This window comes from Cypionkella sinensis (assembly GCF_042646385.1).
GTDB lineage: Bacteria > Pseudomonadota > Alphaproteobacteria > Rhodobacterales > Rhodobacteraceae > Cypionkella > Cypionkella sinensis.
The window spans coordinates 2,997,230-3,010,231 of sequence record NZ_JBHRTO010000001.1 but is presented as its reverse complement, the minus strand read 5'-3'; the positions used below and the strand labels follow the sequence as shown (position 1 = coordinate 3,010,231).

At 58.0% G+C, this 13,002-nt stretch carries 13 protein-coding genes; 8 read left to right on the top strand and 5 right to left on the bottom strand.

Annotation, left to right across the window (positions count from 1 at the left end):
- Positions 1-5: 5 nt before the first annotated feature.
- Positions 6-518 (top strand): L,D-transpeptidase family protein, encoded by a 513-nt coding sequence (locus tag ACFOGH_RS14900; protein ID WP_380074015.1) that lies wholly within the window; start codon positions 6-8, stop codon positions 516-518.
- Positions 519-567: 49 nt separating this feature from the next.
- Here the strand turns inward: ACFOGH_RS14900 and ACFOGH_RS14895 are convergent, their stop codons facing one another.
- Positions 568-1,023 (bottom strand): CAP domain-containing protein, encoded by a 456-nt coding sequence (locus tag ACFOGH_RS14895; protein ID WP_380073865.1) that lies wholly within the window; start codon positions 1,021-1,023, stop codon positions 568-570.
- 257 nt (positions 1,024-1,280) lie between these two features.
- On the opposite strand from ACFOGH_RS14895, the gene ACFOGH_RS14890 reads away from it, so the two are divergent.
- Positions 1,281-1,886 (top strand): L,D-transpeptidase, encoded by a 606-nt coding sequence (locus ACFOGH_RS14890; protein WP_380073864.1) that lies wholly within the window; start codon positions 1,281-1,283, stop codon positions 1,884-1,886.
- 282 nt (positions 1,887-2,168) lie between these two features.
- The gene (locus ACFOGH_RS14885; RefSeq protein WP_380073863.1) at positions 2,169-2,351 is read left to right on the top strand and encodes a hypothetical protein; all 183 of its coding nucleotides are present in this window, start codon (positions 2,169-2,171) and stop codon (positions 2,349-2,351) included.
- A gap of 124 nt (positions 2,352-2,475) precedes the next feature.
- Here the strand turns inward: ACFOGH_RS14885 and hemH are convergent, their stop codons facing one another.
- Complete coding sequence (gene hemH, locus ACFOGH_RS14880) at positions 2,476-3,534, bottom strand: ferrochelatase (protein WP_380073862.1); 1,059 nt, start codon at positions 3,532-3,534, stop codon at positions 2,476-2,478.
- Positions 3,535-3,580: 46 nt separating this feature from the next.
- Entirely contained in the window at positions 3,581-4,369 is a 789-nt protein-coding gene (locus ACFOGH_RS14875) for a methyltransferase domain-containing protein (RefSeq protein ID WP_380073861.1), read from the bottom strand.
- Between the two features lie 24 nt (positions 4,370-4,393).
- Between ACFOGH_RS14875 and ACFOGH_RS14870 the strand changes: the two genes are divergently transcribed.
- The 5 genes from ACFOGH_RS14870 to ACFOGH_RS14850 are packed head-to-tail and all read left to right on the top strand — an operon-like array spanning position 4,394 to position 7,519.
- Complete coding sequence (locus tag ACFOGH_RS14870; protein WP_380073860.1) at positions 4,394-5,116, top strand: double zinc ribbon domain-containing protein; 723 nt, start codon at positions 4,394-4,396, stop codon at positions 5,114-5,116.
- A 36-nt stretch (positions 5,117-5,152) separates the two neighbouring features.
- Complete coding sequence (gene grxC, locus ACFOGH_RS14865) at positions 5,153-5,404, top strand: glutaredoxin 3 (protein ID WP_380073859.1); 252 nt, start codon at positions 5,153-5,155, stop codon at positions 5,402-5,404.
- Positions 5,404-6,234, top strand: a complete 831-nt coding sequence (locus ACFOGH_RS14860; protein WP_380073858.1) for a carbon-nitrogen hydrolase family protein — start codon at positions 5,404-5,406, stop codon at positions 6,232-6,234. The genes grxC and ACFOGH_RS14860 overlap by 1 nt, the downstream gene beginning before the upstream one ends.
- Positions 6,234-6,677: a MarR family winged helix-turn-helix transcriptional regulator gene (locus tag ACFOGH_RS14855; RefSeq protein WP_380074014.1), complete on the top strand. Its 444-nt coding sequence runs from the start codon at positions 6,234-6,236 to the stop codon at positions 6,675-6,677. The genes ACFOGH_RS14860 and ACFOGH_RS14855 overlap by 1 nt, the downstream gene beginning before the upstream one ends.
- A gap of 26 nt (positions 6,678-6,703) precedes the next feature.
- Complete coding sequence (locus tag ACFOGH_RS14850) at positions 6,704-7,519, top strand: YihY/virulence factor BrkB family protein (RefSeq protein WP_380073857.1); 816 nt, start codon at positions 6,704-6,706, stop codon at positions 7,517-7,519.
- Here the strand turns inward: ACFOGH_RS14850 and ACFOGH_RS14845 are convergent.
- The gene (locus ACFOGH_RS14845; RefSeq protein ID WP_380073856.1) at positions 7,513-11,037 is read right to left on the bottom strand and encodes a translocation/assembly module TamB domain-containing protein; all 3,525 of its coding nucleotides are present in this window, start codon (positions 11,035-11,037) and stop codon (positions 7,513-7,515) included. The two genes, ACFOGH_RS14850 and ACFOGH_RS14845, sit on opposite strands and share 7 nt — an antisense overlap.
- Entirely contained in the window at positions 11,037-12,839 is a 1,803-nt protein-coding gene (locus ACFOGH_RS14840) for an autotransporter assembly complex protein TamA (protein ID WP_380073855.1), read from the bottom strand. Before ACFOGH_RS14840 ends, ACFOGH_RS14845 begins: the two co-directional genes overlap by 1 nt.
- Between the last annotated feature and the right edge of the window lie 163 nt (positions 12,840-13,002).

The following is a 13,002-nucleotide window of genomic DNA, read 5'->3' as shown; positions in this document are numbered from 1 at the left end:
AGACGATGCGGTTTCTACGGATTATTCTGGTGGTTTTGGCTGGGCTGGCGCTGACCGCCTGTTCGTCAAAGTTCAAGACATACAACGGGCCAGAGATCACATCGGTTCAGGTGCAGAAAGCCAATCGCAAGATGTATCTGCTGCACAACACCAAGGTGATCAAATCTTATGACATTGGTCTGGGTGGCGTACCGGTTGGCGCGAAGGAATTTGAGGGCGACCTGAAAACACCTGAAGGGGTTTACTACATCAGCCATCGCAATCCGAATTCACGCTATCATCTGTCGCTTGGCATCAGCTATCCCAATGATCAGGATCGCGCCCATGCAGCCTTGGCAGGTAAGGCGCCCGGGGGGGACATCATGATCCACGGTGGTCCGCCGCGTAAAGCCAACGGCAAACCGCGGAAGGTGTCCGGTCCGGATTGGACAGCCGGCTGCATTGCAGTGACGGATGATGAGATTGAGCGCATCTACGCCATGGTAAAACCGGGCACGCCGATTGTCATTCTGCCGTAATAAAAATGGGGGCCAAATGGCCCCCGTTTGCTGGACAAGCAGCTTTTGATCAGCCGCCCAAAACCAACGTCCACCAGATTTTACCCGATTCCTCCTGAAACCACGCAAAGCCAATTTCTCGGGCAGCGGGATTCAAGATCACATCACGTGTATCTGCCTCTGCCATCCAGGCCGACAGGGTTTCCAACTCGGTTTGGTAGGTTTCCGAGATTGTCTCGCCAAGAAACTTGCCCGTATATCCAACCCGCTGGACACGCAGCAACGGCGAAGAGCCATCCGAGCCAAAGTGCCAAGGGCGGTTTTGCACCGACATATCGCGAGAATGGGTCAATGCGGCAGCGTTCAGCGACGCGTTAAATGCCAAGGTCTGGATGCCTTTGGCCGAGCGCAGCGCATTCACCGAATCAAGCAAGCGGAACGGGATTTTTTCGGCCTCTGCCGCCGTGATGCGATAGACCCGCGGCAGCGCACTGCCATTCGCATCAACGGGCGGTGCCGAACTCATCGCACAAGAAGCAACGAGTAACGTTGCGCTACCCGCGACAAGAGCTGTCCGTCTGTTCATCTGCTTTTACCCTGCTTCGGGCCATTCGGGCCCTTTGTTTGCTCGTGCTTAGCGAACTCCGCGTCCGGTTTCAAATCGAACCCACAAAAATTGTGTCAAACTTGGCATCAGATCGCCTACTAACGCGCGTTTGATTTGCGAGCGCGCGCTGCAAGCGGTAAAAGCGCCCTCAGAGCAGATGAAAATGGAGAAGCCATATGGCCGCCGAATCCCGCAATGCGCTGAACCGCCGCCTGTTTATCGGTGGAGCTGCAACCGTGTTGACCGCCGCAGCACTCCCTGCTGCCGCACAACAGGCTGGCACGACGGAGATGGATAAGCCGCTGGCAGGTCCGGTGCGCAACAACATCTCGGGCTTTCGGATGTTGAACTGGCGCGATTACTTCGACAACTCGAAGAATGGCGTGATCGTTGCCGATCTGGAATCGCGGGCGCTGCACTACTGGTCGGAAGATGAAAGCGTCTATCGGCTTTATCCCAGCTCTGTACCACTGAACGAAGAATTGACCCGCCGCGGCCACACCAGTGTGATTCAAAAAGTCGTCAATCCAACCTGGATTCCGACCAAGGGCGAGTTGGAACGCAACCCGGATTGGCCGAAAATCGTGCCAGGTGGTTCGCCCGAAAATCCGCTTGGCGTGCGCGCGCTGTATCTGGATTGGCCCGCCTACCGCATCCACGGCACCCATGACACCCGCAAGATCGGTCGGCGGTCGTCCAACGGCTGCGTCGGGCTTTATAACGAGCATATTCTGGAGCTTTTCGGTTATGCTAAAGTCGGCACACAGGTTGTGTTGATCTGACTCGCCGAACCGCCTTTGAGCCTTAAGACCGGCCAGTCTTGGCCGGTCTGCTTATTTTCGTACCCTTTGAAACCAAAACGTTTTCGTCCACGCGCGTCCGATCACCGAACATGTTTGCAAGGTGTTGCTAAATTGACGACAACGTGGCGCGCTTTGGTGCTGATTTTGGACGAGCGTTGCATTTTCGATAAGAGCCGGGTTAGAGAGCAGTTACGAGGAATATTCTTGGGTGCGTGCCGTCGCCTCTGCGAATTGGCGGTATGCAGAAAACTGGAGATAGACATGAAAAAAATCGCTCTCGCTGCCGCTCTGTCGGTTGCTGCTTCCACCGCTTTCGCTGGCGGCGTTGTTGAACCGGTTATGGAGCCGGAAGTTGTCAAAGCCGCGACCACTTCGTCGTCGGGCGGCATCCTGATCCCGCTGCTGCTGCTCGTGATCGTGGCTGCTGCAGTTTCGTCCAACTAATCCTTGGATCGAATTCGGAAGGGACGGCAGAGCAATCTGCCGTCCTTTTCTATTTTGTGTTGTCAGATTTGTCTTTGCCGACTGGATGAAGTGCCGCTTGTCATTGCCCGGAAATAATCTGCCGCTACACCCATCCAACCAAGTTTTCGTCGATCACTCGCACAAGCGCGTTGATATGAGCTGATTCGTCATTCAGGCATGGAATGTAGGTGAAGGTTTCTCCGCCCGCATGCTCGAAGGATTCGCGGATTTCGCCGTTGATTTCTTCCAGCGTCTCAATGCAATCAGCCGAAAAAGCTGGCGCCATCACAGCGATGCGTTTTTTGCCCTGCTTAGCGAGTTCTGCAACGTGGTTAACTGTGTAGGGCTTCAGCCATTCCTCCCGGCCAAACACCGACTGGAACGTCACGTCGATGCTGCCTTTTTCCCAGCCCAGACGCTCGCGCAGCAAGCGCGTGGTTTTTGCGCATTGGCAATGGTAGGGGTCGCCCTCCATCAGATAGCGGATCGGCATCCCGTGATAGGATGTGACCAAAACGTCTGGCTTGTGATCCAACGCCGCGTAGGCACGCTCGACGGATTGCGCAAGTGCCTCGATATAGGCGGGATGATCGAAATATTCGGGCACGGTCCGGGCAGCGGGTTGGCGCTTTTCCTTCATTAGTGCTGCAAAGAAGGCGTCATTAGCGGTGGCGGAAGTTGCGCCCGCGTAGTGCGGGTACAGCGGGAAGAACAGTATCTTCTCACATCCCGCGGCGACCATGGCCTTAACCTTTGATTCGGTAGACGGATTGCCGTAGCGCATCGCAAAGTCGACGATAATCTCTTCACCATGCTTTGCCGCAATTTGTGCAGCGATGGCCGCGGTTTGCGCTTTGGTGATGGTCAACAACGGGCTTTCGTTCTTTTCGTGGTTCCAGATCAACTTGTAATTGGCGCCAGAGGTAAATGGGCGTTTTGTAAGAATGATCAGTTGTAGCAGAGGCTGCCATTTCCAATCTGGAATATCTACAACACGTTTGTCCGACAGAAACTCGGATAAGTAGCGCCGCATCGACCAATAGTCATAGCCGTCCGGTGTGCCCAGATTTGCCAGCAAGATGCCGATCCTGGCTTTCTTAACTGGAGGGTGATCGGCAGGCGCATGAGTGAGGCGAGCAGTTCCGGGGGCGATGTCGGTCATATTGGCTCCTAAAGCTGCACCCGAGATAACGCGACGGGGCGCGGCGTCAACCGTTCTTGATTGCGGCCTTTAGCGCGTCTTCCAGACGTGCGGTGGCCGAACCCGGTCGCAGTGGCTTTTGCTGAGTATCATGCGGCGCCCAGCCAGTCAGACAGATAACCTCGAACGTGGCAGGGATCAGGCCTTGGGCGGTGGCATAGGTTTCAGCGTAGATCTGCGCGGCACGGGCCAGAACTGAACGGGGGGTAAGGTGTTTAAGCCGCCCGTTCAGTGCATTGCTTTCGCCCATCGCCCGCAAATCGGCCATCAGATGAAACGCATCGCGGTAAAGCACTCTCTTGGTAAAGCTGTCGGCAACAGGGAGCGCAAAGCCGGCGCGCTGCAGCAAACCGCCCAGATCGCGAATTTCAGCCATCGGCAGAACCCGCGGAGAAATGCCCCCGCTGATCTCGGCCTCTGCCTGCGCCAGACAAGCGCGCAGTTCGTGCAGAGTCTGCCCGCCAAACAACAGCCCTAGAAACAGCCCGTCGGGTCGCAGCGCACGGCGGCATTGAACGAGCTGACCCACCGGATCGTTCGCCCAATGCAAGCTCAGGGCGTGAATAACCAGATCATGCGCCTCGGCACGAAGATTCAGGGTTTCATCATCAGCAATCGTGGGGAAATCCGGCCATAGCTGCGGAAAAGCCGTGACCACCGTTGGATCCGTAAACGTTCTGTTAACCTCACTTAGGCGATCCTGTACCTCGAGCACCGCCTCCTCTTGCAGAAAGAAGGCGGTTGCGCGGGTGCGATGCCACGTAAGCGTTTTGCGATCGGTCAGGGTGGGCGTCATGGGCTGCGAACATAAGGCGAGACAATGGGATTACAAGCCGCACTCCACTTGCTCTATCCACCGCAGTGCTTGACCTGCGATGCACGCGTGACAACCGATTTTGGTCTTTGCGGCGTGTGCTGGCGGGAAACGCCCTTTGTGGCGGGTCTGGTCTGCGACCATTGCGGAGTGCCTCTGCCAGGCGAGGAAACGGGCAAGCCGGAATATTGTGATGATTGCCTTAGTGTTGCACGCCCGTGGACGCAGGGGCGGGCAGCGCTGCTGTACAAAGACAATGCGCGGCGGATCGTGTTGGCGCTGAAGCATGGGGACAGGTTGGATTTGGCGAGGCCAGCCTCACAATGGTTGCACCGCGCCGCTACGCCAATGATTCAGCCAGATATGATCGTTGCGCCAATTCCACTGCACTGGTTTCGGCTGATCAAACGACGCTACAATCAGGCTGCGCTGTTATCGGCAGCGGTCTCAAAACTGGCAGGGCTGGATCATTGCCCAGATCTGATGATTCGCCGCCGTCATACCGGCAGCCAAGAAGGCCGCAACCGTGACGCGCGCTTCGCCAACATGCAGGACGCGCTGACACTGCACCCGCGTCGCGCCAATCGGGTTACAGGGCGGCATGTGCTGTTGATTGATGACGTGATGACCTCTGGCGCGACTTTCGCCGCCGCGGCAGAGGCCTGCCTTGCAGGCGGCGCAAAGGCGATTTCTGTTCTGGCTCTGGCTCGCGTTGCGAAGGATACCTAAATCCTTATAGTCACATCTGACCCTAAGGATTTGCCAATGAAAACCGTTGAGATTTACACCACCCAGACCTGCCCCTATTGCATCGCCGCCAAGGCGCTGCTGAAGAAAAAGGGCGTCACCTATCAAGAAATAGACGTCGGCGCTGATCCAGCCTTGCGGCAGGCGATGACCGATCGGGCTGGGCGCCGCTCGGTGCCGCAAATCTTCATTGGTGGCACGCATGTAGGTGGCTGCGATGATCTGCACGCGCTGGACCATGCGGGCAAGCTTGACCCGATGTTGGCCTGATGCGCGCGGGTTTGGTGCAACTGACGGTCGGCGATGATCCGGCGGCCAATCTGGCGGGGACGCAGGCGCATATCGCAACAGCGGTGGCAGGTGGCGCGGGTTTTGTGCTGACGCCGGAATGCACCAACCTGCTGTCGTCCAGCCGCAGCCATCAACGTGCGGTGATGCGGCATGAAGATCAAGATGAAACGCTGGCCGCTCTGCGCGATCAGGCGGCAAAGCTGGGGATCTGGCTGTTAATCGGGTCTTTGGGCGTGCTGACAAACGATCCAGATGGCCGCTTTGCCAACCGCTCGTTTTTGATCTCGCCCAGCGGTGACATTGCCGCGCGCTATGACAAGATTCACATGTTCGATGTGAATGTGTCCGAGACTGAGGTTTACCGCGAATCGGCGGGCTATCGACCGGGCAGCGCTGCGGTATTGGCTGAGACGCCCTTTGCCAAGATCGGGATGACGGTGTGCTATGATGTGCGGTTTCCGCACCTGCATCGGCGTCTGGCGCAGGCCGGAGCGCAGATCATCACGGTTCCGGCCGCGTTCAACCACATTACAGGTGCAGCACATTGGCATGTGTTGTTGCGGGCGCGGGCGATTGAAACCGGCTGCTTCATCCTGGCCCCCGCACAAACCGGCTTTCACCCAGAGCGTGATGGAAAGGGGCGCAACACCTTCGGCCACTCGCTTGCCATCGCGCCTTGGGGTGAAGTGTTGGTGGATGGCGGCACCGAACCTGGCGTCAGTTTTGTGGATCTTGATCTGACCGCCGTGACCAAGGCTCGGACACGCGTGCCTTCATTGCAGCACGACCGAGAGTTCACCGGGCCATGATTGACCCGCGCACCGATGAGATTGCTGTTGCGCTGTTTGGCGAGTTGTTCATGGCAGATCAGCTTGCTCGCAACCGCATATCAAAGGCGCTGCCGAAGGGAATGGAGCTTTCTCATTTTTCGGTGCTGAACCACCTTGCCCGCTTGAACGAGGAGCGCACGCCTGCGCAACTTGCCCGTGCGTTTCACGTCACACGCGGCGCGATGACCAATACGTTGACCAAACTGGAATGGGCCGGCCATATCCACATTCGCCCCGATTGGGATGACGCGCGGCAAAAATTTGTCGCCATCAGCCCGTCAGGCCGGGCGGCGCGCGACGCCGCCGTCGCATCGGTTTCGCCTTTGATCGGCGAAGTTGTCACCGCATTGGGAGCCGACAAGGTGCGCGCGGTGTTACCCGTATTGCGTGAATTGCGCGTGCGGCTGGAAGGCGAAGAGTGATGCGGTTGCGATTTCTACCACCAAGCGTGAACGCGGCAATATTGCGGTATTACCGACGCACAGAACAGGCTGAGTTGGATCTGATCGCGGCGGGTGTTGCGTTCTACGCCTTTCTGGCGATCTTTCCGGCAGCTGCAGCGATTATTGCAATTTGGGGCTTCATTTCGAACGCCTCGGTGATCCGTCAGGAAATCGAATTGCTGCGCGGTTTTCTACCCGAGGACGCCTATTCACTGATCTATGGCCAAGTTGAGGCTTTACTGGCGGTGCCGACTGGCAATCTGGGTCTCACCACGCTGTTGTCCACGGCACTGGCGCTTTGGTCGGCACGGGCAGGTGTGGCTGCGCTGATCCGGGGGCTAAACGCAATTCATCATTTGCCCAACCGTTCAGGCCACTGGCATCAATTGCGCGCGCTTGTGCTGACGTTTGTGCTGGTCGGTCTGGTTCTGGCCGCGTTGGTGATGGCCGTAGTTTTGCCAGTGGTGATCACCTATCTTCCCAGCGCCATCCCCAGTTCTATGCTGGCGGATTCAAATCTGCTGCTAGGTATCGTCGCAGCGGTTCTTGCTGTGGGTCTGGCGTATCGTCTGGGGCCGAATTACACCACGACCCGTCCACCACTCTTGTCGTGGGGCCTGCTCGTCGCTGTAATTCTATGGATTCTGGCCACGCGCGGATTCATGCTCTATCTGGCAAACTTCGCATCATACAACCGGGTTTACGGCTCTATCGGCGCTGTAGTTGTGCTGATGATCTGGCTTTACGTTAGTGCTTACGCGGTCTTGCTAGGGGCGGCCGTGGATGCAGAGCGCAATCGCAACCGCCGCCCGTTTCAATAGTCTTTCTCCAGCACAATCCCCAAGCCAGTATCGCCATCTGATCCAGAGTTTGCCCGCAAGGTAACTGATTTGCTGACATCCAAATTCAAATTGATCTCGGATTGGCCATTCTGATCCACGGTGATTTCAGAATAGATGTTCTTGGTCAAATACTTTCCAGCTGTCACAGAAGCACCGCCCGCAGCATCGGTTTTGACATCCAGATTGTCCAGACCAAAGCCTTGGCGCAGCTTTGATACCACGCCTTCGCCACCGCGCCCTGCCAGTGTCGCCACCGCATTGGCCAGTTGCAGCGCCTGAAGCGCTGACAAATTCTGCAAGCCCTGCCCGAACAACAGTTGTGCCAAGACTTCTTCCTGCGGCAATTCGGGGGTTGAGGTGAAAGTGACAACCGGATCAGTCGCGGGCCCGTCGATTGTCACCCCGCTGGTGATCCCGTCATTCTCGGTCGTGGCAACGATATGGATCAACGGCACCAGATCGCCCTCCATCTGCAACACCGCCTCTGACAGATCTAGCCGCTTGCCCAGAATCTCCAATCGGCCCCGAATCAGGTTGAACGCACCCGACGGAACTACCGCTGCCGTTGTTCCCAAAAGCTGCAACTCGCCGCCCATCTCTACGTCCAGACCACGGCCTCGGATGAACAGGCTGGGCGCCGATAGAGTGACGTTCAACCCAAAAGGCTGACCAGCACCACTCGCGCCCGCATCTTTGCCGTTGGCAATCAGACCTGCCCGCGCACGGGTGGCGCGCACAGGCTTGGGTTCGTTCTTATGTTCAAGGCCCGGCAAACCACCCGCACCGCCAAACCCGGTGGATGGCACCCGCAGTTCAGTTTCGGACAGCGCAATCCGGCCCGCAATCATCGCACCGCCAGTCAGCGGGCCTTTCACCGTGACGCCGCCATCGAGCGTGGTTTCGTAAAGATCAGGATCTCGCAGAGTGACTTGCCGCAGATCAACTGCCAGATCGCCCGCGTAGGGCGCACCAAGGCCCGCGCTGCCCTTTACCGTCAAGCTGCCACCAGTCGAGACAGCGCTCGTCACATCAATCACAGCCTGCCCACGCGCCAGATTGGCCCGCGCATTGATGTCCTGTAAAGCAAAGTTAAGGCTTGGGTCTGCCAGTCGCCCACCAGACAAAGTGACGGGACCAGACAGCGATTCCAGTGCCAGCGGGCCATTCAACCGCAGATCAAATGCCATCTGACCGGAAACAGCACGAGGCTGGATGAATGCATTTGCCAGTGCAGCCTGAGCACTGCCCTTGATCGCCAGATCGCCTGACCCGAAGCCCGGCGCGATCTTGCCTGTGACACTGGCGTCAATCTGCCCGGGCCCCTGTCCTTTCAGATCAAGCGTGATTCCCGAAGCGTCCTGAACAGCCGTGCCCGAAACCGACAACGCCCCCGGAAACTCTGGCACGATCAGCGCCAGGTTTTTCAATCGCGCCGTCAGGTCAACCATCTGCTTATTGTCGGTAACGCTGCCCGTGGCTTGTGCCTCAAGCTGGGGGTTGGACAAAGTTGCATTATCAACCTGCACAACCCCGTCCTTCAGCGCCAATGTAACGGCCAAACTGGAATTGCCCGCCAACAACTTGTCAGCCTGTGGATTGCCAATCGCCAACCCACGTCCGGTGGCATCCAGCACAACTTTGCCGGCCTCTAGCGTGCCTGTCAGATGTGCCGTGCCATTCAAAGCGCCGCGATACTTGGCCCCAAGGCTGGAAAGATCGGTGAAATTCAGCTTGGCCAGAATATCGCTACCCGCCGTCGCCAGACTGCCCGAGGCTTGCGCTGAAAGTGTCGCTGCCTTTACCGTCAGATCGCGCAATGTGGTGCCCTTGGTGTCGCGCAGAACAGAGGCCGTGACCGTAGCCTGACCACGCAACAGATTGTCCAGTTCAGCCTGCCCCGCCTGCATATCGGTGCCAGTCGCGCTGGCAGTCACATCAAAGGCGCCAGTGATCGGACTACCATTGCCACTAACCGAGATCTCGGCAGCACCCGCCAAGGGGCGGCCAGCAAGCCCGGACAACCGCGATAAATCTTCCATCTGCGCGCTAGCCTTCCCAGTGATCGCAAAAGCATCACTAAGGCTTTCGATCTTGCCGCTGATCAGGGCCGCATAATCCTCGCCTGTCAGATTGAATCGCTGAAGCGTCACACTGCCATCACCCTCGCGCCAATAGGCAGAACCGTCCCCCCAGATCACAGCACCCAAGGCGCGCGCCAAGGCTTGATCGGTTGGGTCCAGCCCCTCAGCCGTGTACTTGAACGTGCCGCCAACCTGACGGGATCCTGCTACCCGCGCGATGCGCCCAGAACCGGAAAGGCTCAGGCTGCTTGCACGGAAATCGGCTCTATCAAGGCCCAAAATGGCAAGATTGGCCGTCCAACCTTCGTCCTGTGTTGCATCGTAGCCAAGCGCGATCTGCGCCGAGTTGACCTTGACTGGCAAATCGGTGGTCAGGGGCAGCAATACTGGGCTGCCGTCGGGTGCTGCAATCGTGCCCGTCAGGTTGAATTTCTGCGGCAGCCCATCCGCAGCCAAGGCTAACGCGCCTTGCAACGAAAGTGCCTTTGCGTTGACTGCCAGTGTATCCAGCGCCAGACGGCCATCGGGCCAGCGCTTACCGGCAGTGCTGAGGCTGACGCTATTTCCAAAAAATTCGGCATAGGACGGCAAAAACAAGGGCGCGAGATCGCCCTTCAGATCGGTCGCAAACGCGGTCGCGCCATCCTCTTTCCCGGTTAAGGTAATCTTGCCTGCCAAACGATCAACGCCATCGGTTTTCAATGCAACGTCAGCGGCAAAGTCACTGATCGGCCCAGCGCCCTTGACACTCAGAGCGACCGAAGGCGCGCCCGGCAGACCAAGTTTGACCGAAGCAATGCCACCCGCCGCCTCTTCTGCGGCCAGATCAATCGTCAACTGCTTGGTCGCGTTGGCATAAGACGCAGACAGATCGACCTTACCCGCTGGCCCCGAATCTGTGCGCTCTAACACAAGGCTGCCCTTGCCCTCGCCCCCGGAAAGAGACAGCGAGGCTTGCAGCGTCGCCTCAAGCCCTGTGCCCAAAACGCTTGGGCCAAGCACGATATGCTTGGCGGCAATCTGGCCAATCTCGACAGAAACTGGCAACTCCGGCAGCGCAAAGCTGCTCGCCTCTGGTGAAGGGGCGCTTGATCCAGCCTCGGGCAAACGATCCAGCACAATTTCACCGGCCGTAAGTTCGTTCACCACCACCGCACCAGACAACAGCGAAGACCGGCTCCAATCCAGCGTGACGTCACGCAGTGTCAGCCAGACACCGGCATCATCCGCTATGGTCAACTCGGTCAGACTGGCTTGCGAAGACAACGCGCCTGCGAAGCCCGTCACCACGACTTTGCGGCCGGCACCGGACAGGCTGTCTTCCAGAAAAGCGGTTAGATAATCGCGGTCATCAGTTTGCGCATGTCCTGCAAACGGCAATACAGCAAGACAACTGGCCAGAAGAAATTTCCGCATCAAAACGCCTGCCCCAAACCAACATAAACTTGAACGCCGTCGCCCGTAGATCCGCCGACCGGACCCGCGATATCCAGCCGGATCGGCCCGACCGGCGTGGCGTAGCGCACACCGATACCGGCGCCCGCATGCCAATCGCCAAAATCGCTGAAAAACTCATTGGCGTCGATTCGGCCCACATCAACAAAGCCCACCACGCCAATTGACTCTGTCACCTTTGCCCGAGCTTCAAGCGATGCACCCACAAAGGTCTTGCCACCTGTTTGATAGGTCGCCCCCAAGCCATCACGCAGCACGTTCACGCCCAAAGATTGATAGGGCTGCCCGCGCACCGTTCCGCCACCGCCTGAATAGAACAGGTAATCGCGCGGCGTGCCGAGCAGGCTTGCGCCAAACACCGCGCCCGCTTGCAAGCGACCGGCCAGCACCAGCCGATTAGTCTCGCCCAAAGCCTTGTAGCCGCGCAAATCCAGTGTTGCGCGCAGGCCGCTGTCGGTGATGCCAAAACCAAGGAACGGCTTTGCTTCAGCCGAGATGTAGAAGTTTCGCGTGGCATCAGTTTTGCTGTCTCGGCGATCCCAGATCACGCTGATCGGAAGTGACAGCGCCCGATAGGTCGACTCGCCTCGCGGATCGGTAATCCGAGCGTAATCATAGGAAAGGCCAGCTTTCCCCGACAGTTGCTCGCTGACAATCTGGCTGAGCGTGACAGTGGCGCTGAACAGATCGGCGTCATAGTCCAACTCGTTCAACCTGCCATAGGTCAAACCCACGCCTGCCGTCGTATCCGGGGAAAATGTAGCCGGACGCTCCAGTGAGACACCCAGCATAAAGTCTGCACCACCCTGCGAAACCCCGATGTTTGTCACATCGCCGCTGATCTTCAGGCGCTCACCCCCACCAAAAAGATTGCGATGCAGCCAAGCCGCATTCAGGGTCGCCCCGTCATTGCTGCTCAGCTCGGCACCAAAGGTGTAGCGGCGCTTCTTTTCCTCAACCAAGGTAGCGGTGATGCCCAGCAGATCAGGGGAGGTGATAAAATCATCCTCGGTCAACGTCACCGATTTGAACACACCTGTCCGCCGCAGACGTGCCCCGACACGATCCAACTCGGCGGGAGAAAATGCACGCCCCTCAGGCAAACCAGCAATGGCACGCACGCGCGCAAGGCGCATCCGCTCGGCCCCTTTGATCGTAAGCCGCCCAAAGCGCAACGCGGGCCCCGGATCAAGCACGACATCCGCAGCAAGCTTTGCCGTGGCATGATCTGCAGTCAGTTTTTGGCGCGCCACCTCGGCTTTGGCGTGGGATCGGTCGCGCCAGCCGTTCACACCAGCCGTCACCGCCTCAAGAATGACACCGCTCTCCGCCGTCTTGCCCACTGCAAAGCCTTCGGGCAGCACTGTGCGCTTCGCCAAAGGGGCAATCCGCGCCTGACTGAAGGCAAATTCTGGCCCCGGCTCTACCACCACTTTGATGTTCGAAATCGCATTCGGCGCGTCCAGCGGCGCAATACTGGCTGCTTCCACCCCATCCACATACACATGGATCACAGCCGAGTAATATCCACGCGCATACAAAGCGTTCAGCAGACTGGCATATTCGGCCCGCGCATCGGTGAAGATATCTTGCGCCAGAACCTTGCCAGATTTCTCCGACGCCAGCAAAATCGAGGCTGCGCGCAAATCCTTTTCAAGCGCTTTTGGCGCCCCTGGCACGCTGAATTCCAGCCGGTCAAGCGCCTGCCCAGCAGAGCCCGCCATCAATCCGAAGGCGGCGGCCCCTAGAAGAACGCGCGCCATTTTTTTGATTTGAACACTATACATGGACACTCCACAGGAACTTATCCACACTATGCCGTGATCGTGGATAAAGGGCAACGCCGTGACCGATCACAATTTTCTACCGCTCCCTTGACGCAATGCCTGATTGCGTCGAACTGTTAGCGCAATCAATCCAGAGGTC